The organism is Lysobacter sp. CA199 (genome assembly GCF_052078715.1).
In the GTDB taxonomy this organism is placed as follows: Bacteria; Pseudomonadota; Gammaproteobacteria; order Xanthomonadales; family Xanthomonadaceae; genus Lysobacter.
In genome coordinates, this window is sequence record NZ_JBQJIL010000001.1 from 261,734 (window position 1) to 281,975 (window position 20,242).

The following is a 20,242-nucleotide window of genomic DNA, read 5'->3' on the forward strand; positions in this document are numbered from 1 at the left end:
ATCAGCCGGCTATGCATCGCAGGTCCTCATCGAGAGTTGGCGCAACCTTCATATCGTATGAATACTTCACTTTGCCGGCAGCGTCCTTACCCGCCAGAACACCAGCCCCGACAGCATTCCGATACCGCTCCAGAGCAAAAATCCCGACGACAACTGGACGTTCGGATAAGTGAACGCCAGCGACAAGAGCGCACCCACCAATCCGCCGGCCAGCGACGCGGTGACCGCATTGACCCAACCCAAGCGATCCAACAACAACACGGCCGAACACCACACCATTACCGCAACCGGCAAAGACACGAAAAAAAACAAGGGCGGCCCAGCTAAGGATGGCTCCCAGGCTCGGCTCGACCGTGCGATCGCCGAACACTTGCAACACGCTCAGACCAACTGCCGGAACCAGGGCCGCGCAAACGATTGCCAGCAATTCGGTCTTCGCACGGGTCATGGCATCCTTGACCTTAAATTCCAGGATGGGCGTTTATTTCGAACCGGGCGGCTCGGGATGCAACCACCCCGCATCGCCCTCGGCATAGCGCTCATGCTTCCAGATCGGCACCCGCCCCTTGGTCTCATCGATGATGAAACGGCAGGCGGCGAACGCGGCGTCGCGATGCGCGGCGCTCACGCCGACCCACACCGCGAGTTCGCCGATCGCCAGATCGCCGACGCGGTGCACGCAGCGCGCATCGACGATGGCGAAGCGCTCCAGGGCTTCGTCCACGATCTTCTCGCCCTCGGCCTGGGCCAGGGTGGCGTAGCTTTCGTAGCGCAGGCCGGCGACGGCGCGGCCGCCGTGGTGGTCGCGCACCCAGCCTTCGAAACTGGCGTAGGCGCCGGCGTGCGCGCTGAGCAGTTCTTCGCGCAGCGGCGCGATCGCGAAGGCGGCATCGGACAAGGCGAATCGTCGCATCGCTCAGCCTCCCGAAACCGGCGGAATGAAGGCGACTTCGCTGTCGGCGCGCGGCGCGTCGTGCCAATGCGCGAACGCGCCGTCGACCGCGACGCGCAGGCGCTCGGCTGGCAGCGCGAAGCCGTGGCGCATACGCAAGGATTCATACAGCGCGCGCAGATCGGCGTCGCCGGCTTCGACCGATTCGCTGGCCATGCCCGCGGCATCGCGCAGGCTGGCGAAATACAGCACGGTGAGCCGGCTCATGCGCGCGCCCCGGGCTTGCGCCGGGCCGACGTCTTCGCCGATCGCTTCGGCGGCGCGGCAACATCCGCCGGCTCCCGAGCCAAACCGAAATCGCGCTTGCCGCCGCGCTTGCCGAGCAACTTGGCCGGTCCCAGCACGATCGCGTGCGAGAGCGCCTTGCACATATCGTAAACGGTCAACGCCGCTACCGTCGCGCCGGTCAGCGCTTCCATCTCCACGCCGGTGCGATGGGTGGTGCGGACCTCGCATTCGATGTTCAAGGCGTTCTCGCCATCCCAATCGATGGCCAAGCGGCAGCCGTCGATCGGCAGCGGATGGCAGAACGGAATCAGTTCGTGGGTGCGCTTGACCGCCATGGTGCCGGCGATGATCGCGGTGTCGATGACCGCGCCCTTCTTGCTCTTCAGTCCGCTGGCGCGCAATTGCGCGGCGACGGCGGCCGGAAAACGCACGCGGCATTGCGCCACCGCTACGCGCGCGGTGACCGGTTTGCCGCCCACATCGACCATGGCCGGGCGGCCGTCGCGATCGATATGGGTCAAGGAAGGCTTGGATTTCAAATCGCGGTACTCCAACGCAGTCCGAACCCGGGATCGTGCGGGCCGAACAGGAAATGCAGGACGCGCCGCCGTCCCGACGGGCTCGTGGCCTTGGACGAGGCGTGCAGCAGCAACGGTCGCATGATAAGCAGATCGCCGGGCTGCGCGGTGCATTCGACCTCGCCGTGCCGTTCGCGCAGCGCCGCGGCGTGCGCTGCGTCCAGTTTGCCGTGCCGGTGCGAGCCGGGAACCACGCGCAGCGGGCCGTCGCCGGGGCCGCAGGGGTCCATGTGCACACGCACCGCGACCAGGCGCTCCAGCAGCGCGGCCGGCGGCTGAACGAAGTGGCCGCCCTCTTTGTTCGACCATGCCTGCAACTGCGCGTGTTCGAGGCGCTGCGCGACCGGGATCGACAGATCCTGGTGCAAGGCGACCTTCCAATTGGTGGCGCTGCTCTTGCGGAACAGCGTGCATTGCACCGCGGCATTGTCGGCGTGCAGCACCTGCGCGTGGAGCAAGCGTTCGCGCAGCTCGACAGCCAGAGAACGGCACCAGGGTTGGGGCAACAGATTGCGCGTGCCCGCATCCGAATCGTTTTCCGCGGCGATGTCCGGCTGCGCGACGATCCGCGCCAGCGCCGCCGTGGTCAGCGCGGCGCTTATCGTCAGGAAACCGTCGGATGCCAATGAGGGGGGGCGTCATGCACAGGAAAGGTCGGGGACTGACTGAAGCTTCGATGGTGGCGGGCGTGGGCGCAACGGTTCCGCGGCCCTCACCCCAACCCCTCTCCCGTGAACGGGAGAGGGGCTCTCGTTCGTCGGGCGCCGCGCGTCGCTCAACCGCCGATCAGGAACATTTCCACGTGCCGCTTGGAGCGCGGCGCATCCATCGCGCGCAGTTCGCTGTAACGGTCGTTGCGGCGCGACCACAGTTCGCTCAGGCGTTGGGCGAAGGCCGCCTCGCCGTGGACGAGCGCGGGCCGCAGGTCGGTGCCGTCGGCGGCGAACAGACAGGTGTAGAGGCGGCCGTCGGCGGACACGCGCGAGCGATGGCAGTCGCCGCAGAACGGCGCGCTGATCGAGGAGACGAAGCCGATTTCGCCCAAGCCGTCGGCATAGGCGTAGCGCGAGGCGACTTCGCCGCGGTAGTTGGCGTCGAGCGCGCGCAGCGGCCAGCGCGCGTGCAAGCGGTCGCGCAACTCCTGCGAGGTCACCACGCCCTGCGCGCTCCAGCCGTTGCAGTTGCCCACGTCCATGTATTCGATGAAACGCAGCACATGGCCGCTGCCGCGGAAGTGCTGCGCCAGCGTCAGCGCCTGGTCTTCGTTGACGCCGCGCTGGATCACGCAGTTGATCTTCAGCGAATCGAAACCCGCCGCGCGCGCGGCCTCGATGCCCGCCAGCACGTCGGCGACCTCGCCGCGGCCGCCGGACAGGCGCCGGAACAGGTCGGGATCGAGCGCATCCAGGCTCACAGTCAGCCGGCGCAGACCGGCCTCGCGCAGCGCCCGGGCCTGGCGCGCGAGCAGCGAGCCGTTGGTGGTCAGGGCCAGATCGTCGAGGCCGTCGATCTTCGCCAAGCGCGCGATCAGCTCGGGCAAGCGCTTGCGCAGCAGCGGCTCGCCGCCGGTCAGGCGCAGCTTGCTCACGCCGATGCGGACGAAACCGCGCACCAGGGTCTCGATCTCGTCGAAGCTCAGGCGCGAGGCCGCGTCCAGGCCGTAGTCGTCGGGCACCCGCTCGGCCGGCATGCAGTAGGGGCAACGGAAGTTGCAGGCCTCGATCACCGACAAACGCAGATCGCGCAGCGGCCGGCCCTGCCGATCCAGCGGCAGCGACGGCGGCGACAGGGCGGGTACGGCGTTCACGCGGCAGCTCTCAAACGGGGAGTCTCAAGCAGTCGGCACCTGCGGGACGATGGGTTCGGCGAGGTCGACGACCTCCCCGGGCCTGCCCACACGATACCCCCGCGCGGCCAGAGCGTCGCCCTCCTCCTGACTGGCGTAGTGGTAAAGCAGGCAGCGGTTCAGCAGTTCGGGCGGGTATTCGCGCTCCAGGTCCTCGATCCCGCTGTGCGAGGGATTGCCGTGCAGGGCGCAGTCGTGGGCGATCAGCTCGCCCTGGTCGGCATACTTGGCCAGCGCCTCGGGGATCGGCCGGGTGTCGCCGGTCCATACCGCGCTGCCGGGCAGGCGCAGGCCGAAGGAGGTGTCCGGCCAGTGATGGCGGGTGGCGAACACCTCCAGTCGCAGGCCGCGGTGCCAGAAATGGCCGCTGACCGGCACCAATTGGAACGCGTCCCAGAAATTCACCCCGCCCTCGGCCAGCACGTTGGGGTAATCGGCGACCCGTTGCTGCAGCAGCGGCACCAGCGGCGCGGGGATGTACAGCCGCGGCTTGCCGCGCCGCGCCTCGTCGAAGTAATGGGCCACGAACAGCCGTTCGAAACCGGCGATATGGTCCATGTGGGCGTGGGTGAGGAACAAGGCCTCGGGCATATGCCCGTAATGGGCCAGGAACGCGGTCAGGCCCTCGCCGCCGCAGTCGACGGTCAGCCAGGGTTCGCCGTCGCGCTCCAGGGTCGCCATCGCCGATCCCAATTCCACCGCCGACGCATTGCCGACACCGTGCAGACGCAGCCGCCAAGTCATCCCGTCCCCTTTCGAGCGCTCGTTAGTCTCTCAGAACCTCTGAATAATTCAGAGGTTCCGCGCGCCATGGATGGCGCGCTCGCGGATCGAGCACGCAAGTGCTTGATCCGGCGGGAGCGGGGTCGAGCTTGGCTCGCCCCCGCGACGTCTGAATAACTCCAGGACGGAGTTATTCAGACCTTCCTTAGTAACCACGTTCCCAGGCGCGGTCATAGGCCGTGCGCAAACGGGCGAAATCGCGTTCGACCTCGGCCGGGCTGCGCGAGCCGCGCAATTTCAGCAGCGAACGCTGCAACCGGGCCAGATTGCGCTCGCGCCAGGCGGTGGCCGGAATCCGGATCGCGCCGCGGTCCAGATCGATCACCCAGCCGCGCCCGGCGGTGTCGAACAGCAGATTGGTCGCGTTGAGATCGGCATGGTCCAACCCGGCGCGATGGCAGCGCGAGATCAGCCGGCCGGCCTCTTCCCAGGGCGCGCCGTCGCCGGCGACCGCGGCGCGGTCGGCCAGCGAACGCACGCCGCCCAGGCGCTCGATCAGGATCGCGGCGTAGTAATGCAGGCCGTCGCGCCGGTACCAGGCGGCGATCGGCATCGGCACCGGCAGGCCCTTGCGCGCCAGTTCGCGGGTCAGGCGGAACTCGGCGAAGCTGCGGGTGTAGTTGGCGCCGTGCCACCAGTAGCGGTCGCGGTTGAAGCGCGCGACCAGGCCGCCGCGCAAGTAGCGCCGCAGCACCGCCTGGCCGAACGGCGCGTCGACGAACCAGGCCCCGCCGCGGCCGCCGCTGTCGACCGGCCGCGCCTGCTCGCCCCAGTGCGCGGGCGAGAACCATTCCGGCGCGGCTTGCCGCACCCGCGTCCGGTCGAACAGAATCGCGCCGTAACCGCTATCGTCGCGGTACGGCGTCAGTCCCTCGGCGGCGTCATAACCGGTCATCCGTCCGAGTCTAACAAGTCACGTGACCCAATCGTCTCTCAATGCCTCACCCTCGATCTGCCTGCTGCGCCTGTCGGCGCTGGGCGATGTCACCCACGTCGTGCCGCTGGTCCGGACCTTGCGCAAGGCGCGGCCGCAGGCCTCGATCGTCTGGCTGATCGGCAAGGGCGAACGCCGCCTGCTCGAAGGCCTGGACGGCGTGGATTTCCTCGAATACGACAAGAAAACCGGCCTGGCCGGCATGCGCGCGCTGCGCCGCGCCCTGGGCGAGCGGCCGCTGCCCGGCGGACGCTTCGACGTGCTGCTGCAGATGCAGGTGGCCGCGCGCGCGAACCTGCTGTCGGCGTTCGTGCCGGCCCAGCGCCGGGTCGGTTACGACCGCTCGCGCTCCAAGGACCTGCACGGGCTGTTCGTCAACGAACGCATCCCCGACCGGCCCGGCATCCACGTGCTCGACGCCATCGGCAGCTTCAGCGAGCCGCTGGGCCTGCGCCAGACCGACGTGGTCTGGGACCTGCCGGTGCCCGAGGACGCGCGCGAATGGGCGCGGGCGCAATGGCCGGACGACGCCGCGCCGACCCTGCTGATTTCGCCGTGCTCCAGCCACACCCTGCGCAATTGGCGCAGCGAACGCTACGCCGCGGTGGCCGACCACGCCGCCCAGCGCGGCTGGCGGGTGGTGCTGTGCGGCGGACGCAGCCAGCTCGAACGCGACACCAGCGACGCGATCGTCGCGGCGATGAAGCACCCGGCGCTGGATCTGGTCGGCAAGGACACGCTCAAGCAGTTGCCGGCGCTGCTGGAGCGCGGCCAGTTGCTGATGACGCCCGATTCGGGCCCGATGCACATCGCCAACGCCATGGGCACCAAGGTGCTGGGCCTGCACGCGGCCAGCAATCCGGCGCGCAGCGGCCCCTACAGCGATCGGCGCTACTGCGCCGACCGCTACGACGACGCCGCACGCAAGTACCTGGGCAAGTCCGCCAGCGAAATCGCCTGGGGCACCAAGATCGAACACGACGGGGTCATGGACCTGATCGCGGTCGAGGACGGCATTGCCGCGTTCGAACGCTACGTGGCCGATCACCCGGCCGCTTGAACCCTCTTCCCTACCGACACAAGGACGTTCCATGGCTCTGGCCACGCTTGAAGACCGTTACGGCCCGGCCCCGGCCGATCTGACGATCCTGCTGCGCCTGCGCGACGCCGGCGATGCCGACCTGGCCGAAGCGTTGGCGTCGATGGGCTACAGGCTGCTCGAACCCGACGATGCACCGAGCCTGCTCGATCCCGCGAGCTACATGAGCCCGAGCGAACTCGCCGATCCGCAGATCGCGGCCAACGTCCGCGCCTGCGCGCAGGTGTGCGAGTCGATCAGCTTCTTCTTCGAAGACGATCACGACAACCTGTTCGGCTATTGGCACGGCCCCGAAAACCTCGCGTTGGCCGCCGCGCCGATCGCGAAGTACGACAACGAAGGCCAGTTCTCGCTGCTGCAAGGACGCGGACTGGTCGAGACGCTGATCGGCGATCGGGTGTTCGACGATGACGACGCGTTCGCTGAGTACGCCGCCGCGTTGGGAGCGTTAGGCGTCGAGATCACCTCGCGGTCGTGGAAGCTGCTGCCCGATCCGCCGCCGTCGAGCGATCCGGCGCGATTGCATGCGGCTGCGTTCGAGCGCTTCAGCGCGTCTGCCGCCGGCTAGATTCGATGCCGCCGTTCGCTCCCTGCAGGAGCGGCGCGAGCCGCGACAAGCGAAGCTGCGGACGTAAGCGCAGTAACTGAAGCCCGTACCTGTCGGGCACTGCGCTCGAATGAGGTAACGCAGTCCCCGAGGAATATCTCGGAGGTGATCGCACGGTTGCTTTCGTGGTACTTCGTCGCTTCGGTTGTCGCGGCTCGCGCCGCTCCTACAGGAGGATTGCGTGGCTCAGGCGGCGTTGGCCACTTGCGCGAGCGGCTACACCGCAACTAACCCTGTTCGTTCTCGATCCGCAACCGCCGCCAGATCGACAACTGCGTGCGCTGTCGCCGACGCTCGCGATAGACCGCCGCGATCAACGCCAGCGCGATCACCAACGCCGCCACGCCGATACGTCCCGCGGTCCAATCGATGTAACCGCCGGTAAGGCCGTCGACCGCGACGAACACCAGGCAGGCCGCGGCCGCGTTGCAGGCCAGACTGCACAGCACCTTCATCCGGTTGAGCGTGTTGCGCGAAGACGGATCGGCGGCTTCCAGATACTCGCGCATGCGCCGGTCCACATCGTGGAAGACCGAGGTCGACATCTGAGCCGCGCTCGGCAACACCAGGCCTTCGCTGCGTTCGAGGCGGGCCGACAGAAACTCGATCGCCGGCGCCCAGGCCTGGCGCAAGCGCGGCCACACGATGCCCTGGGCGATGCCATAGATCAGCCGCCCGATCGGACTCAGCGCCAGGCCCAGCGCATAGGCACCGGCGAACCAGGTCGGCAGAGTCAGTTCCGGCGCCTGCTCGCGCAACAGATGCAGGCCGGCCGGATGGCGCAGGGCCAGCGCGGTCAGCAACAGCCCGCCCGGGCACAGCCAGGCGAGCAGATCGTCGTACAGCCACGCGCCGGCGGCGCGCGGTTTGGCTTCGGCCATCGTCCGTCCTCCCCGACGGTTGCCGCGCGCCGGCTCAGAACGCGCCGGTACCGTAGTCCTGGTAGGACTTCTCTTCCACGTAGGTCGAACCCAGCGCCAGATTGATCTCTTTCTTGACCCGCGCGCGCACGTCGTTCTCGACGTAGACCGAGCGCGCCAGGCGGATGAACTCGGCGTCGAATTCCTGCGCCTTTTCCTTGATCCGGATGTCGTCCTCGATCACCCACAAACGCTCGTTGACCGCCTTCAGGTCGGCACGCAGGCGCACGATGTCGTGACCGGCGGCCGGATGGGCCATCCAAGTGTTCTCCAGAGCGCTCAGCTCGTTGCGGACGTTGCTCAGCTTGGCTTCGTCGGTCATGCGTTCGGACTTGATCTGCAGGATCGAGATCTTGTCCAACAGTTCGCCGAAGGACACCGGGACCAGGATTTCGGACATGGGGCGCAGCCGTGGTTTGCGAAGGGGCGGTTAGTGTAGCCCCGCTCCGCCCGCGCGGGCCCGGCCGAAGCAGGAGCCCGGGAAATACCGGCGCCGCACGCGCCGCGGGCCGCTTGTGATCGGCCGCCTCAGCCCGTATCATTCGCGGCTCACTGCACCCGGAGAGGTGGCAGAGTGGTTGAATGTACCTGACTCGAAATCAGGCGTACGTTTATAGCGTACCGGGGGTTCGAATCCCCCCCTCTCCGCCAGATCAAAGAAAAAGCCCCTGTTTTTCAGGGGCTTTTTTCTTTTCTAGACTTCCGTACCCATCACCTTACCCAGCATCCCGGGCGCGCTTTCGGGCCGCAATGTAGGCCCGAATTTCCGACTCTAGCCAACGGACATTCGTGCCGTCTTCGTCGGGCACCGGCACCGGAAAGGCCCCTTTTGCGATGCGCTGGTAAATCGCCGACTTTTTCAGGCCCACCCGGTGTTCTACCTCTTGCCGCCGCAGCAACCGTTCGTTTGCCGGCATGCGCCGTTGTGCAACCGCCATCATGCCCCCCGCCAGGAAGCCGCCAGCGCTCGGCGCCGCCGGGGATCGGTGCGAACGGCGTTGTACCGCCGCAGCCAAACGAGGAAGGCGCGGAGCCGGCACCAACGAGTCACGTCCCCGCCCGCGCTGTAGCAGATACGGCCGTTGATCGCGGCCACCACCCGCCGCGACGGGGTGCGGGTGCGCCGCTTACGGGCCACCCACACTTGCCCGGCGTCGATATCCGGGGTTCGGCTCATCGGCTGCACTCCGCGCAGGTGAAAACGTTTACTCGGCATCCGCGTTGCTGAACGATCCGCACCCGCCCGCCGCCGACCGCCCGCGCGGTATTGCAGCGATGGCAGCGGCGGGCCATCACGGTCAGCGGCGACCGGGCTCCGCTTTCTCGCTGGCCCGAGACGGGGCCGCCGTCCAGTGGCGCATGCCGGCCACCAAATCGATTCATGGTTTTCCTCATGCGCCCGACCCTCGGACAAAGGCCAGGGGGAATTGCAGAATGCCGGCCAGCGTTGCCGGCGCTGGCTGTGCGGCCTGCGCCGCCGGCTCGCTGCGCCGGATCGGGGCGCGGCGCTTGGCGTTCATCCGCCGCCACTGCCGCAGGGCGTCGCCGACACAGGCGTATTTCGCCGTTTGCCGGCACTCGCATTCCAGAAGGTGCCCGCCGCCAGCTTCCGGCCGCCGCAGGTCGTGGACGTGCCGAACGGCGTGCCCCTGAGCGCAGGCGGGCAAGGTGACCTGATGGGCGATCTGTCGTTGCGTCATGTCGCCTCCCAAGAGCGGCGCACGGCCTGGGGCGACTGCGGAGCGCGCAAGCCAGTCGCCGTTACAGCGCAGGCCGCCAGGACGCGCCGGACCTCGCGGCGGTGGGCCGCCTGGGCGCGCCTGCGCTCCCAGGCCAAAGCCCACGTGCGCACCACGGCCACTATTCCGATGGGCTTAGCCATGGCGGGCACCCTCGGATGCGCCGCACCGCAAGCTGTCAGCCACATCCAAGGCCATCGGCAACCCGTCTAAAAACTCGCACAGCGCCGGCCCCAGTGTTTCCAGGTGGTCGCCCCAATGGGCGCCCGTGACGAGCCACAAGTGTGCGTCCAGGCGTTCGCGGCTTTGCGTCAGCGCGGCGCCCTGCCCCTGCGGCCAATAAGCGGTCACGTCGATTCGGTTGACCTGCGCGGCGATGACGACCCGGACTTGCGGCGACGGCTGTAGTTCCGGGTTGAACGCCCGCAACTGCGCTGCTCGCGCCGCGTAGTGCGACGCCTTGTCGTCGGCGAAACCGGCGCGAACTTCCGCCGACTCTGCGGCTTGGTGGCGCTTGTCACGCGGCAACAACGGATTTAGCCGCATGGCGGCGGCCATCGCACGCCGTTGCCGGGCCTCAGCCAAATACCGTTCCTGGGCTGCGTCCAAGTAGGTGACGGCCGCGCGGGCATGCGCGGCAAGCACACTGCTGATTTTTTCGACCGTGATAGCCTTCCTGCCGGTCCCGGTGCCGTGATCTTCGTGGCGTGCGCTTGCTGCCGTCGTCGTTTCGGTGGTGCTTCGCATGGTTTCTCTCCGTTGCTCCGTGGTGATGGCCCTTGGGGAGAGCGCCAACTCTCCCGCCGGGACCGCTTAGATTTCGCGCTGGAACACCCAGCACTTTTTCGCCTCGCCCGTAAGGCGGGATTTGACGTTCTTGTGGTCGAGGAACTTGCGCGCACGCGAGGTGCGCAAAAGGTCTTTCAGTTCCGACTGGTCACACGGCATGCGAATGCCGGCGCGCATTACGCGGGCCTCAAATTCAACGAGGCTTACCGCGATCAGGCTTTCACTGTTGGCGTGGTTCAGCGGCGGGCTGCCCGAGTCGCCGCCGACGAAGTCGTAAAGCTCCCAGAACGTTTGCACGTGCTTGTGATCGACATCGAGCGCGACTTGCCGCGCCAGTGCCATTTGAATCAAGGCCGCGTGCGTTGCGCTGTGCTGCTCATCGGTCAACGGCGTCACCAGCTTCAACGCGTCCACCAGGGCCATAATCTGCGCGTGGTTATGCGCTAGACGGACGTTCTTCATGTCCGCCAAGCTCAACAGTTGGTTGCTGTAGTCCCGCGCCGCGTCGTTGACGATCTTCATTACCTCGGCTTCGCGCTGCGTCGCCATCAACGCGAACGCGGAGACCTCGGACACATCAATGTCGGTCAACTGCTCCGCAATCGCCTTGTTCTCTCGACTATGCAATGACTTGTCGAACGTCATATGCACGATGCGCTCAAGCACAGGCTTGCTCGCCGAGACGGGGGCGTTCTGCTCAATCACAATCGACGCGCGGAACGGCGGTTCGTAAGTGTCGGTGCCCGAGTTCTTGACACCGATCGAGCGGCCAATGTGTCCGTTGAACAGCGGCTTGATTTCTTCCCAATCGAACTTCTTGAGCTTTAGATCGTCCTCTTTGCCACGGTCGGATTCGATCAGCACCACCGGCAGATTGGCGACCTGTGTAAAGGTACGCATGCGGCCGGCCAACGTGGACTTGGCCGGGTCCATGCCTTCGTGCCCGGTGCGGCCTACCAGCTTCCACAGAAATTCAATCAGGGTCGATTTGCCGGTGCCGGGCTCGCCGGACATTTCGATAAACGGCAAACTCTGTTGCTTGGCGCGGATTTGCTCGGCAAACAGCGACCCGAACCAGAACGCCAACGACACAATGCCTTTGACCCCGTAGCACGCCCAGATCATGTTCAGCCAATCGCTGCGGTACTCGTCGCGCTTGGTGTTGATCGTCAGGCCGATGCTTTCGTTCAAGCTCTTGAGCGACAGCTTTCCGATATCGAAATAGTCTTCGTCGTTGCGCTTGTAGACGGCGCCGTCCTTCACTGCCACGTCGCCGAAGACATAGCAGCCGTGTTCGCGGGCGTAGCCAATGAACGGGATGGTCTCAACGGTCTTGAGGCCGAACAGCGTATCTTTCGACAGTCGGATAACCTGCGGCGTGGTGCCGTCCCAGATCGCGCCCGACGCCATGTGCAAGAGACGGTTTCGGAATTCGGTTGCCGACGTCAGTTGATTGGCGGTGAACGTGTCCTTGATTTCGGTCTTGTGGTACGGCCCCGGCGGAAACGTGATGCGGTAGTAATACCAACTCTCACCGGTCAGGCGATTGGACTGGTAGTAAAGCGGCTGCGGGTGGCAATTGCAGATTTCGGAGACACACAGCGAATCGTTCAACGCTTTGTCGCGCAATTCTTGTTCGGTCATTCCAGCGCTCTCACCTTCCAGCTTGTCTTTGGCCTTGTTGTAGGCTTCCGCATTGAAGCTCGCCCAATACAGCCGATTGCCGTGCGCAAAATGGAACGTCGCCCGTTCCTCGCGCTTGTAGATGATTCGCGCTTTCTTGGAAGGCGAGTCCGCGCACAGCAATGCACCTTCGTGCAGGTAGGTATCGCGGTCGCTGGGCTTCATTGCGCCGCGCAGGTGCGCATCGTTCCAATCGATCTTGTTCCGGCCGCTCTGCGGAATCTGCGCGGCCTTGGACTTCCATCCATCCGCCTTGGCTTTGTGATGCCATTTGAGCGTGTACGTGCGGCCCGCGTTGTCGTTGTGCAGTGCCCAAACCAGGGTCGGCAATCGCTTGCCGGCGGCCTCGCACGCGGCGCGCAGCCGCGCCAACGCCTTGTCGGGATAGCTGTTGCACGACATGAGCGCACGGGCCGCGATGCCGTGATGTTCCAGGGCGATTGCGTCGAACACGCCCTCGGTCAGCCAGATTTCGGACGGCCACGCGGCGGTGTCCTTCATCTGCCACCACTCGCCCGCACGATCCTTGCCGGGCGCGAACTTGGCCTTTTGCTTGCCGAAGCGCTCGGCGTGGTCAATGAAGCGCTCCCACCAAATGCCGTTCACCAACGGAAAACGCACCGTGGCCGTGGTGATCTTGAGTTCGGAATCGCGGTGCAACTCTTGCGTATACAGGCCACGCAAGCGGGAAAGATCGAACCCACGCGCCTCTGACAAATAGGCATCCGCCGCCGCGTGCGGCGCGGTGTCGGTCTGCTTAAAGCGGGCCGAATAGTTCTTGAACAGGTCCGGATACAAATCCCGAACAAAGATCACGGCACCGCAATTGTTCTCCCGACCGCACTTAAGTGCGTTCGGATTGTCGCGCAGCGTGAACAGCTCTTTCTGTCCGCACTCCGGGCACTTACCGTCTTGGTAGTACTGCTTGCGCTTCTTGAACCCGAAATCTTGTTCAAGGCGTTCGCAAATCTTGTTGAGCGTGTCTGTCTGCATTTCTTCAGGCAATAGGGGACCAGGCCCGGCCGTGGGGCCGTGCGAACAGAAGTCGGGATTGGGAGAGGAACCGGGAGCGAACTACCCGGGATCGTTGGCGGCGTCGCGGAAAGCCAGTTCCAATTGCAACCCTAGGTTTCGGATCATCACGCTTCGCGCAAACGGCAAAGCGATTTCAGGATCGGGACAGGCAGAGGGGGAAACGGTACGAACCGCAATCAAGTCCGCCACCCATACATGCCCGCACATATCGTTGGTGCAGCGCAAAGTGACCTCGCGAAACAGCGGCGTCATTTCCTTACTCGACCGAACATTGCCGACACAGCGGCAGTGTCCGCACAGCATGGTCAGGATGCGGCTCACTTGCCCCCCTGCTCGATCACCCCGTTTTTGATGCCCAGCAGCACCGCCGCCTTATGGGCCTCGCCGCGCAGCGCAGGACTAACGCCGCTCAGAACGTGATAGACCGTGCCGACCGCGAGACCGTGCGCCCTAGCGAACTGGGCAACACTGACACCGCGACGGCGCAGTTCGGCTTTGGCCTGTTTCTTGGTGCGAATGCGTGACTGATTTGACATTGCGATGGATGCGGATAGGTTCGTACAGTTCGGAATCTATAATCGTGCGAAATTTCGCACATGTCAACAGGAAGATGCAGTTTTATGCACAAGGACATAAGCACAATCGGCGCAAGGATTGCGGAAGAAAGGCAGCGGCAAAGCGCCAGTCAAAAAGAGACTGCCGCGCTGGGCCACGTGAGCCTGCGGACTCAGGCGGCTTACGAGATGGGCGAGTCGATGCCCAACCTTGCGTACATGACGCAATTGGCGGCGGCGGGCTTTGATGTCACCTACATCATCACGGGCGAGCGCGTCGCTTCCACGATTGCCGATGACGAAGCGGAATTGTTGGCGCGGTATCGCGGTTCTTCGCTTGAACTACGTAAAGCCGCATTGGCGGTGCTCGGCATTTCGGCACAAGCGCCCGCGACTGGATCGACGTTCAATGCGTCCAGCGGAAACATCAAAATTGGGCAGGTCAGCCACGGCCCAATAACCGGATCGCAAACGTTCAACGTGGGCGGCGGCGGACGCAAAAAAAAGGGGAAGACCGACTGACGCACGCGGTCACGGTTGGACAGTACGTTGATGGTGATGTGCATATCCGGTCACTCACCATGCGCGTGCATTTGCCGAATGCGTTGCGTGGCTTTGCAGGGCACGCGGCGCTTACGGGGTGCCCCGAATGGACCGCATGCAAAGCGATCAAGGGCCGCACCGACTTCAACACGTCGGCGCCCAGCGCTCTACGCGCGATCAATCTGTTACGTCGCCACGGCGATGCGGGGTGTCCGACTCGCGCAAAAAACGGTGCATCGCAACGCCCCTGCGTTCGTGACTGCCGCATTGCCGCGTCGGAATTTGCGGCGGCATCGTGTAGGAAAATTCCTACGCCTCCGATCACGGTATACGGGCGCGAAAAAATGCCCGCGCTTTGGAGCGCGGGTCGTCGCGGGAAGGGAAAAAAGAGGACGCCGGCGCTTAGGGTCCGTGCGGTCGATTCGTCGCGATCCATCGCAACGCGAAGTGGCCAAGGCGTCCACGCGTAGTATCGCGCGGCGCCGACGCATTGGACAGGTAGCATTTCGCCCGACGTGGGGTAGGAATAGTCCGGCGGCGTCCTGAACAGTTCAGTCCGTCGCCGATTCCAGTTCAAGCCCCGTCGTCAGTCCTGTGTCCGCGCTCATGGTGTGGGTGGTTTTGGCGATCAGCCACGATGTGCCGTCGATCTCGCGTTTAAACCCGCGCACGCGCATGCGCTGTTCTGGATACAACTCAGGGCGGCCGAGCGCCAAGGTCAGCGACAACACCGCCGCGCCGCGCTGCACGCGCGCCCACTCGGCTTCGGCTTGTTCGCGGGCCTGGGCTTGGTTCGCATAGGTGTCGCGAAGGCGCTTCGCATTGCCGCTTTCTCCGATCAGCACGGATTTACGATTGGCGCCGTCGCGGTCGGACCAATACGCACGCACGCCGCTGTATTGATCCCGGTCAGTGTAGGCGAACCGGTGCCGGTCCCCGCTCTCTCGGGTCAAAGTGGCCTCGGGAAGCGCAACACCGCTGGCGGTGCGCCCGCTGCCGACCGGTGCGAACAGCAGGCACCCGCCTTTGATCGTCGCCACGGCGTCATAGCGCTGGCCCAGGCGTGCCAGCAGCGCCACATCGCTTTCGGTTTGGTCCAGGTGCGCAATGGCAACGCCGGCCAAGGCTGGCGCAATGCGCGACTGCAAACGGTGCTCGCCGGCAATTTGGCGCAGCACTGCGCCCAGCGTAACGCCGTGCCATGAACGTTCCCGTCGAATGCGCAGCGGCTTGGTCAGATCGGCGCTGCGCGCACGAATCGTAAGCACGTAAGGCGGCCCGTCGTGCTCTACCTCGTCCACGGTGAAAGAGCCCTTGTCTACCAACCCAGCGCCGCGCCAGCCTAACGCTACGGTGAGCACCACACCCCGACGCGGCAATGCCAACGCGCCGTCATGGTCTTGAATGCGCATATCGAGCTGGTCGGCTTCTCCGCCGCGCGCTTCCGTCAGCGACAGATCGAGCAAGCGCGGGCGCATGCGGTCGGTCAGGTCTTTGCCGTCGAGCGTGACGCGCCAATCTGGGATCGCGTGCGCGGTCATGCCCGGCCATCCGCGTCGCGTGCATCGTCATCCACGCGGACCAGCGTCATATCGAACTCGATGCGTCGCGCGGCACCGTCTGCAAAGAACAGCGAGCGCGTTTCGTTGATATCGCCGATCACGAAGGCGCCGTGAACAATCCCTGTACCCTCAACCAACGCATACGGCCGCCCGTCGTCGGCCATCGCCCGCAACACGTCCAGCGAGGCCGGCGTGCCGGTCAATTCGGGCGCGATGAGCCCAGACAGGCGGATGGTGTCATCGCCGGGGCCGACGTACTGCCGCGCCGCGCGGGCGCCGACTCGCTCCGATGCAGGGTGCCGCCATGACGTGCTGCGTTGCAGTTGGTCATACGCCAGCGTCGGCAGCGAAAACACAAAGGTATCCAGGGCCATCATCATCGGTCAGTCGTCGTAATCGGTGTAGGTGGAGCGCTGCCGCGCCGAACGTTCGCGTTCAATCCGCGCCAGTTCGGAGCGCACGGCGGCCGCGATTTCCTCGCCCTTGGCGGAATCGCTCACGTGGATGTGGATCACGACCGGCGCGGCCGGCGCACTCGCCTGCGGTGCGCACGCTCGCGCGGTCACGGGTGGGCGTTGATCGATCGCCACGGCGGGCGATGCCGTTACCGCCCCCACCGCCAACGCGGCGCCGGCTCGCTGCATCCCGGACGTGAGGCGCGAGAGCACGGCAAGCGGCGCGGTTTGGCTTCGGTCCAAACCCACAGCAAGGCCGGCCATCGTGTGATCGCCGAATTGCGCGAACACGCGCGACGGGCTGCGAATGTCCAGACGCTTTGCGAACCAGCCCGCCACGTTGCCGGCGACGTTGGTCATCGCGGCTTTGAGCGCGTCGAGGCGGCCGAGCACGCCATTGATAAGCCCTTGGATCAGATCACCGCCGAACGCCGCGAACCGCGCAGGCCAGCCCATCAATACCGTGTTGATGCCGTTCCACAGCGACGCCAAGCCATCGCGCAGCCGTGCCCCGTCGCCCGTGAACACGCCGATGACGGCATTCCATCCGCCCCGCACGATGCCTTGCACCGCGCCCCACAGCGCGCCGAAGTAGCCGCGCAGTCCGTCCCAGTTCGCCGCGATCAATCCCAGCGGCGAATACGCAATCACCGTCTTGAGCCAACCGGCGAGCGTGGACAGTACGGCGATGACAGCGCGGACCTGCCCGGCAACGACGGCGCCAAGCACCGCGCCGAACGCACGGCCGTTCTCGGTCGCTCCGGCGAGCTGGTCGGCTGTGGCCTGAAACGGGGTAAACAGATCCCGCATCCAGCCCCACACCACGGCCAGCGCACCGCCCACGGCTTCCCACAGCGGACGCAACGGCGCCAAGGCGTCCGCCAGCGCGGCACCCAGCGGCGCCAGTTCCGCCAGCACCGGGCGCAACGCGTCGGTGAAGTCCGCCCACAGACCAACCAAAAACGCCTTGATCGGTTGCCAGTATTTCCAGACGACGACCGCGACCGCAGCCAGCACGGCGATAAGCGCGAGCACGGGCGCAGACAGGCCGCCCAGGATCGGCAACAGGGCGCGGCCGGCGTTTGCGACCAGCGGTAGCACGCGCGCCCCCAGGCCGCTCAATGCGGTCTGCGCCTGAGTCAGTGCCGGGCCCAGGCTGGTCAGCCCGTACCGGATCACGGCGAGCGGCCCCAGGATGCCCGCCAGCACCAGGGCGAGGCCGCCCAGCACGGTCAGCATGACGGCGCCAGCCGCGGCCGCTTTGACCAGGCCGGCGGCCATCGCAGGATTGGCCGCGATCCAGGCCCGGGCGGATTGCGTCATGCCCTTGAGGCGGTCGCCGATCTCGCGCAGGTTCGGCGCCAGAAGCGCGCCGGCATCGGCGGCGAAATTGCGGCCGGTGTCCTTGGCGTTCGCCCAGATCGCGGACAGGTTGTTGGCGCGGGCGGCGGCTTCGCGCTGGGACGAACCCAGCGCCCGCGCGTCTTCGGTCAGCTTAATTTGCCGCTCGTACTCGTCCAGATTGTTCGCGAGCTTGGATGCGTCGTCGCCGAATTCCTTGCCGAAAAGCTGGGTCGTGACCGTGAGTTGATCTTTGCCCGGCAGTTGTTTGATTGCCGCAAGCACGCGCTTAATCGTGCCCTGCGCGTCGGTCACCATGCCTTGCTGCAACGCATCCGCGTCCAGGCTCAAGGCGCGCAATCCGTTTTGGAAGCGCTTGCCCTGCATTGTCGCCACGGCCAATTCGCGCACCATAGCGTTCGCTGCACTCGCCGCAACCTCGGGCGCGCTGCCCAACGAAAGAAACGTGCTGCCCAGCGCCGCCGCCTGCCGGTAATTGAGCTTGTCGGCAACACCGCCCAGGCGCTGCATCACGTCGATGATGTCGCGGCCTTGGGACTGCGCGTTATCGTCTAGGTAATTGATCGCATCGCCCAATTCTTCGATGCTGCCAATCGGCACTTTGTAGAGGCTGCGCAGCTTGCCCATGCTTTCGCCGATTTCGTCGGTGGGCAGGTTGAACGCGTCGGCCATGACCGAAACGGTTTTGGTGAAGGCGAGAATGTCTTTCTCGCCCTTGATGCCCATGCGCGCCGCTGCTTCGGCAATCGCCGCCAGTTCCTCGGCGGTGCCGGGCAAGTCCTCGGACAACTTTTGCAGTTCGCGGCCCATCGAGTAATACAGCGGCGTCAGGCGACCCACCTTGTCGCGCATGCCGTCCACTTGTCGCGCAACGCCCGTCATCGCATCTTCAAATGACGCGTAAGCCCGGACGGCGAACAAGATCGGCGCGGCGGTGGCGGCGCCAGCAACGCCCAGGCTCGCGCCCGCGCTGGCCGCCGCGCTGGCCTGCTGCTGCATCCTTCCCATGCGCTGCTGCGCGGCTTGTGTCCGTCGCGCTTGCTGGGCAAGGCGATTCAATTGTTCGCGCTGTGCGGCAATGCGTTGCGTCGTCTGCGCCATCTCTTGCCGCAGATGCCGTTCGTGATCGCCCAGGCGCTTGACCTCGATCCCCGCCGACGCGAGGCCGCCCTTGGCCTCTTTCAGCACGCGCAACGCGCCCAGGTGCGCGGACCGCAGCTTGGCCGTCTCGCGCTCAGCACGCGCATAGGCGCGCGCCAGCTTGCCGCTGGCGGCCTCGCTCCCGTCCATCTGTCCGCGCAACGCGGCCATGCGTTGGTGCGCAGCCTTCAGCGCTTGGCCGCTGGCGTCGGCGTCATTCTTGAGCCGGCGAAAGCCGGCAATCTGCTGTTGCTTGCGCTCAAGCTCTTTAAGTTGCGCTTGCGTTTCGCGAAGCGCGCGTGCGGCGCCCTGGCTCGCGGCGGCAATCTTGCGCATGGGCGCCGTGGCGCGGTCCAGCAGGTCCAGTCGCACTTTCAACGCAAGATCGCCGCCGCTCATTCGTCCGCACCGCTCCGCACGCGCGCACGTTCGCGCCACGCCATCAGTTCACTAAGAGAGAGAGCCCCCATCTCGACCGGGGACCAACCGAACACGACGGCGATATCCGCCATCGCGTTTTCTACGCAGTCGGGGAGACTTCCCGCTGCGCCTTCGTCAGAAAAAAATCGGTGATCGCCATGCCGAATTGCGCCGTATCGGCCGGGTCCAACTGCGCCACGTCGAACGCGGTAAGCGTGGGCACGGTGACGCGCGGAAGCACCTTCTGCACGGCGTCGATTTCCATGCGCATCAGATCGAGCATCGACAGGCCGCGCAGTTCGCCGGACACCGGTCGGCGCACGGTGACCACTGTGATCTCGGAATCGCCGCGCTTCAGCGGGGTTTCCAAGGTGATATCGGCTGTGCGAACCGGCACGGGCTGGACGGCCGAAATCTCGGCCGGGGTGGTCTTGGGCATGAACGATCCTTAGGGCGTGGTGAGAGCGGCCCGGCGTTGCGCCGGGCGTGGATTACAGGCCGAGCGCGGCGCGCTGCTGCGCGAGCCGGTCAACGCCGCCGACGATTTCAATCATCGCCATGCGGTCGATTTCGATCAGAGTCACGCCGTTGACCGTGAGCTTGTAATAGCTGCACGTGGTCTTTACGGAGAACTCGGTTTGATCGCCGATCTTGGCCGAGCCCATCGTGATTTCCTTATGCCGGCCACGCGCCACGATTTCGATGGCGAGCACTTCGGCGGTGTCGTCGCGTTGGTACGCACCAGCGAAACGAAGCTGCACGGCGTCGTGCCGGGTCTCGCCGTACTGGCGCAGCACATCAACCACGATGCCGCCGCACTTCCAATCGAACTCCATCACGCCATCGGGGCCGTTATCGATATCGACCGCGCCGGACATGCCGCCGCCCTGATACGGCGTCATGTTGCGCGCGAGCGGCGGCAACGTGACTTCGTTGACTTGGCCGAGAAAGCTCACGCCGTTGTGAAACAGAAGAAAATTCTTGAGTGTTGCGGGAAGGGCCATGAAGTCTCC

General features: G+C 65.6%; 24 protein-coding genes, 1 tRNA gene and 1 pseudogene. 4 read left to right on the forward strand and 22 right to left on the reverse strand.

The window, feature by feature from the left end; genetic code table 11:
• Position 1: 1 nt before the first annotated feature.
• From ACTOWJ_RS01195 to ACTOWJ_RS01230, 8 genes and pseudogenes are all read right to left on the reverse strand, one after another.
• A complete protein-coding gene (locus ACTOWJ_RS01195) occupies positions 2-448 on the reverse strand; it encodes a hypothetical protein (protein ID WP_441332746.1) in 447 nt (148 codons plus the stop codon).
• A gap of 33 nt (positions 449-481) precedes the next feature.
• On the reverse strand, positions 482-913 hold the full coding sequence (locus ACTOWJ_RS01200) for a molybdenum cofactor biosynthesis protein MoaE (RefSeq protein ID WP_441332747.1): 432 nt from the start codon (positions 911-913) through the stop codon (positions 482-484).
• Positions 914-916: 3 nt separating this feature from the next.
• The gene (locus ACTOWJ_RS01205) at positions 917-1,159 is read right to left on the reverse strand and encodes a MoaD/ThiS family protein (protein ID WP_441332748.1); all 243 of its coding nucleotides are present in this window, start codon (positions 1,157-1,159) and stop codon (positions 917-919) included.
• A 74-nt stretch (positions 1,160-1,233) separates the two neighbouring features.
• Positions 1,234-1,719: pseudogene (moaC, locus tag ACTOWJ_RS01210) on the reverse strand (cyclic pyranopterin monophosphate synthase MoaC); the annotation flags it as partial.
• Positions 1,716-2,384, reverse strand: a complete 669-nt coding sequence (locus ACTOWJ_RS01215; RefSeq protein WP_441332749.1) for a phytanoyl-CoA dioxygenase family protein — start codon at positions 2,382-2,384, stop codon at positions 1,716-1,718. The pseudogene moaC and the gene ACTOWJ_RS01215, both read right to left, overlap by 4 nt.
• A 149-nt stretch (positions 2,385-2,533) precedes the next feature.
• The gene (moaA, locus tag ACTOWJ_RS01220; protein WP_441332750.1) at positions 2,534-3,565 is read right to left on the reverse strand and encodes a GTP 3',8-cyclase MoaA; all 1,032 of its coding nucleotides are present in this window, start codon (positions 3,563-3,565) and stop codon (positions 2,534-2,536) included.
• Positions 3,566-3,589: 24 nt separating this feature from the next.
• Positions 3,590-4,348, reverse strand: a complete 759-nt coding sequence (locus ACTOWJ_RS01225) for an MBL fold metallo-hydrolase (RefSeq protein ID WP_441332751.1) — start codon at positions 4,346-4,348, stop codon at positions 3,590-3,592.
• A gap of 184 nt (positions 4,349-4,532) precedes the next feature.
• Positions 4,533-5,282, reverse strand: coding sequence for a 3-deoxy-D-manno-octulosonic acid kinase (locus ACTOWJ_RS01230; RefSeq protein ID WP_441332752.1), 750 nt, complete (start codon positions 5,280-5,282; stop codon positions 4,533-4,535).
• A 22-nt stretch (positions 5,283-5,304) separates the two neighbouring features.
• Between ACTOWJ_RS01230 and ACTOWJ_RS01235 the strand changes: the two genes are divergently transcribed.
• Both ACTOWJ_RS01235 and ACTOWJ_RS01240 read left to right on the forward strand, forming a co-directional pair.
• Positions 5,305-6,381 carry a glycosyltransferase family 9 protein gene (locus tag ACTOWJ_RS01235; protein WP_441332753.1) on the forward strand — a complete coding sequence of 359 codons (1,077 nt, stop codon included), beginning with the start codon at positions 5,305-5,307 and terminating at the stop codon, positions 6,379-6,381.
• Between the two features lie 31 nt (positions 6,382-6,412).
• Positions 6,413-6,988 carry a hypothetical protein gene (locus ACTOWJ_RS01240; protein ID WP_441332754.1) on the forward strand — a complete coding sequence of 192 codons (576 nt, stop codon included), beginning with the start codon at positions 6,413-6,415 and terminating at the stop codon, positions 6,986-6,988.
• A gap of 266 nt (positions 6,989-7,254) precedes the next feature.
• Here ACTOWJ_RS01240 and ACTOWJ_RS01245 read toward each other — a convergent pair whose 3' ends face one another.
• Complete coding sequence (locus ACTOWJ_RS01245; protein ID WP_441332755.1) at positions 7,255-7,908, reverse strand: hypothetical protein; 654 nt, start codon at positions 7,906-7,908, stop codon at positions 7,255-7,257.
• Positions 7,909-7,942: 34 nt separating this feature from the next.
• The gene (locus ACTOWJ_RS01250) at positions 7,943-8,347 is read right to left on the reverse strand and encodes a DUF6165 family protein (RefSeq protein WP_441332756.1); all 405 of its coding nucleotides are present in this window, start codon (positions 8,345-8,347) and stop codon (positions 7,943-7,945) included.
• A 160-nt stretch (positions 8,348-8,507) separates the two neighbouring features.
• Here ACTOWJ_RS01250 and ACTOWJ_RS01255 point away from each other — a divergent pair.
• A tRNA-Ser gene (locus ACTOWJ_RS01255) sits at positions 8,508-8,598 on the forward strand.
• 65 nt (positions 8,599-8,663) lie between these two features.
• On the opposite strand, the gene ACTOWJ_RS01260 is transcribed toward ACTOWJ_RS01255, so the two are convergent.
• The 6 genes from ACTOWJ_RS01260 to ACTOWJ_RS01285 all read right to left on the reverse strand — a co-directional run bounded on the left by ACTOWJ_RS01260 (position 8,664) and on the right by ACTOWJ_RS01285 (position 13,729).
• Entirely contained in the window at positions 8,664-8,888 is a 225-nt protein-coding gene (locus ACTOWJ_RS01260; RefSeq protein ID WP_441332757.1) for a helix-turn-helix transcriptional regulator, read from the reverse strand.
• Between the two features lie 450 nt (positions 8,889-9,338).
• A complete protein-coding gene (locus ACTOWJ_RS01265; RefSeq protein ID WP_441332758.1) occupies positions 9,339-9,647 on the reverse strand; it encodes a hypothetical protein in 309 nt (102 codons plus the stop codon).
• A 174-nt stretch (positions 9,648-9,821) separates the two neighbouring features.
• Entirely contained in the window at positions 9,822-10,433 is a 612-nt protein-coding gene (locus ACTOWJ_RS01270) for a hypothetical protein (RefSeq protein ID WP_441332759.1), read from the reverse strand.
• A gap of 66 nt (positions 10,434-10,499) precedes the next feature.
• On the reverse strand, positions 10,500-13,151 hold the full coding sequence (locus ACTOWJ_RS01275) for a toprim domain-containing protein (protein WP_441332760.1): 2,652 nt from the start codon (positions 13,149-13,151) through the stop codon (positions 10,500-10,502).
• An 81-nt stretch (positions 13,152-13,232) separates the two neighbouring features.
• Positions 13,233-13,514 carry an ogr/Delta-like zinc finger family protein gene (locus ACTOWJ_RS01280; RefSeq protein WP_336131489.1) on the reverse strand — a complete coding sequence of 94 codons (282 nt, stop codon included), beginning with the start codon at positions 13,512-13,514 and terminating at the stop codon, positions 13,233-13,235.
• Complete coding sequence (locus ACTOWJ_RS01285; protein ID WP_441332761.1) at positions 13,511-13,729, reverse strand: helix-turn-helix domain-containing protein; 219 nt, start codon at positions 13,727-13,729, stop codon at positions 13,511-13,513. Before ACTOWJ_RS01285 ends, ACTOWJ_RS01280 begins: the two co-directional genes overlap by 4 nt.
• A gap of 84 nt (positions 13,730-13,813) precedes the next feature.
• Between ACTOWJ_RS01285 and ACTOWJ_RS01290 the strand changes: the two genes are divergently transcribed.
• Complete coding sequence (locus tag ACTOWJ_RS01290; RefSeq protein WP_441332762.1) at positions 13,814-14,269, forward strand: helix-turn-helix domain-containing protein; 456 nt, start codon at positions 13,814-13,816, stop codon at positions 14,267-14,269.
• A 572-nt stretch (positions 14,270-14,841) separates the two neighbouring features.
• Here ACTOWJ_RS01290 and ACTOWJ_RS01295 read toward each other — a convergent pair.
• The 6 genes from ACTOWJ_RS01295 to ACTOWJ_RS01320 are packed head-to-tail and all read right to left on the reverse strand — an operon-like array spanning position 14,842 to position 20,233.
• Complete coding sequence (locus tag ACTOWJ_RS01295; RefSeq protein ID WP_441332763.1) at positions 14,842-15,831, reverse strand: phage late control D family protein; 990 nt, start codon at positions 15,829-15,831, stop codon at positions 14,842-14,844.
• Complete coding sequence (locus tag ACTOWJ_RS01300; protein ID WP_441332764.1) at positions 15,828-16,232, reverse strand: phage tail protein; 405 nt, start codon at positions 16,230-16,232, stop codon at positions 15,828-15,830. Before ACTOWJ_RS01300 ends, ACTOWJ_RS01295 begins: the two co-directional genes overlap by 4 nt.
• Before the next feature lie 3 nt (positions 16,233-16,235).
• Complete coding sequence (locus ACTOWJ_RS01305) at positions 16,236-19,208, reverse strand: phage tail tape measure protein (RefSeq protein ID WP_441332765.1); 2,973 nt, start codon at positions 19,206-19,208, stop codon at positions 16,236-16,238.
• Entirely contained in the window at positions 19,205-19,321 is a 117-nt protein-coding gene (locus ACTOWJ_RS01310) for a GpE family phage tail protein (RefSeq protein ID WP_441332766.1), read from the reverse strand. Before ACTOWJ_RS01310 ends, ACTOWJ_RS01305 begins: the two co-directional genes overlap by 4 nt.
• Before the next feature lie 8 nt (positions 19,322-19,329).
• The gene (locus ACTOWJ_RS01315; RefSeq protein WP_441332767.1) at positions 19,330-19,668 is read right to left on the reverse strand and encodes a phage tail assembly protein; all 339 of its coding nucleotides are present in this window, start codon (positions 19,666-19,668) and stop codon (positions 19,330-19,332) included.
• Positions 19,669-19,720: 52 nt separating this feature from the next.
• Positions 19,721-20,233 (reverse strand): phage major tail tube protein, encoded by a 513-nt coding sequence (locus ACTOWJ_RS01320; RefSeq protein WP_441332768.1) that lies wholly within the window; start codon positions 20,231-20,233, stop codon positions 19,721-19,723.
• Positions 20,234-20,242: the final 9 nt, after the last annotated feature.

Coding starts and splice junctions, on each gene's coding strand:
- ACTOWJ_RS01240 (WP_441332754.1), top strand. CDS start 6,413: ATGGCTCTGGCCACGCTTGAAGACCGTTACGGCCCGGCCCCGGCCGAT.
- ACTOWJ_RS01305 (WP_441332765.1), bottom strand. CDS start 19,208: ATGAGCGGCGGCGATCTTGCGTTGAAAGTGCGACTGGACCTGCTGGAC.
- ACTOWJ_RS01195 (WP_441332746.1), bottom strand. CDS start 448: ATGACCCGTGCGAAGACCGAATTGCTGGCAATCGTTTGCGCGGCCCTG.
- ACTOWJ_RS01290 (WP_441332762.1), top strand. CDS start 13,814: ATGCACAAGGACATAAGCACAATCGGCGCAAGGATTGCGGAAGAAAGG.
- ACTOWJ_RS01265 (WP_441332758.1), bottom strand. CDS start 9,647: ATGACGCAACGACAGATCGCCCATCAGGTCACCTTGCCCGCCTGCGCT.
- ACTOWJ_RS01260 (WP_441332757.1), bottom strand. CDS start 8,888: ATGATGGCGGTTGCACAACGGCGCATGCCGGCAAACGAACGGTTGCTG.
- ACTOWJ_RS01295 (WP_441332763.1), bottom strand. CDS start 15,831: ATGACCGCGCACGCGATCCCAGATTGGCGCGTCACGCTCGACGGCAAA.
- ACTOWJ_RS01250 (WP_441332756.1), bottom strand. CDS start 8,347: ATGTCCGAAATCCTGGTCCCGGTGTCCTTCGGCGAACTGTTGGACAAG.
- ACTOWJ_RS01310 (WP_441332766.1), bottom strand. CDS start 19,321: ATGGCGGATATCGCCGTCGTGTTCGGTTGGTCCCCGGTCGAGATGGGG.
- ACTOWJ_RS01225 (WP_441332751.1), bottom strand. CDS start 4,348: ATGACTTGGCGGCTGCGTCTGCACGGTGTCGGCAATGCGTCGGCGGTG.
- ACTOWJ_RS01230 (WP_441332752.1), bottom strand. CDS start 5,282: ATGACCGGTTATGACGCCGCCGAGGGACTGACGCCGTACCGCGACGAT.
- ACTOWJ_RS01300 (WP_441332764.1), bottom strand. CDS start 16,232: ATGATGATGGCCCTGGATACCTTTGTGTTTTCGCTGCCGACGCTGGCG.
- ACTOWJ_RS01320 (WP_441332768.1), bottom strand. CDS start 20,233: ATGGCCCTTCCCGCAACACTCAAGAATTTTCTTCTGTTTCACAACGGC.
- ACTOWJ_RS01285 (WP_441332761.1), bottom strand. CDS start 13,729: ATGTCAAATCAGTCACGCATTCGCACCAAGAAACAGGCCAAAGCCGAA.
- ACTOWJ_RS01315 (WP_441332767.1), bottom strand. CDS start 19,668: ATGCCCAAGACCACCCCGGCCGAGATTTCGGCCGTCCAGCCCGTGCCG.
- ACTOWJ_RS01205 (WP_441332748.1), bottom strand. CDS start 1,159: ATGAGCCGGCTCACCGTGCTGTATTTCGCCAGCCTGCGCGATGCCGCG.
- ACTOWJ_RS01270 (WP_441332759.1), bottom strand. CDS start 10,433: ATGCGAAGCACCACCGAAACGACGACGGCAGCAAGCGCACGCCACGAA.
- ACTOWJ_RS01200 (WP_441332747.1), bottom strand. CDS start 913: ATGCGACGATTCGCCTTGTCCGATGCCGCCTTCGCGATCGCGCCGCTG.
- ACTOWJ_RS01245 (WP_441332755.1), bottom strand. CDS start 7,908: ATGGCCGAAGCCAAACCGCGCGCCGCCGGCGCGTGGCTGTACGACGAT.
- ACTOWJ_RS01275 (WP_441332760.1), bottom strand. CDS start 13,151: ATGCAGACAGACACGCTCAACAAGATTTGCGAACGCCTTGAACAAGAT.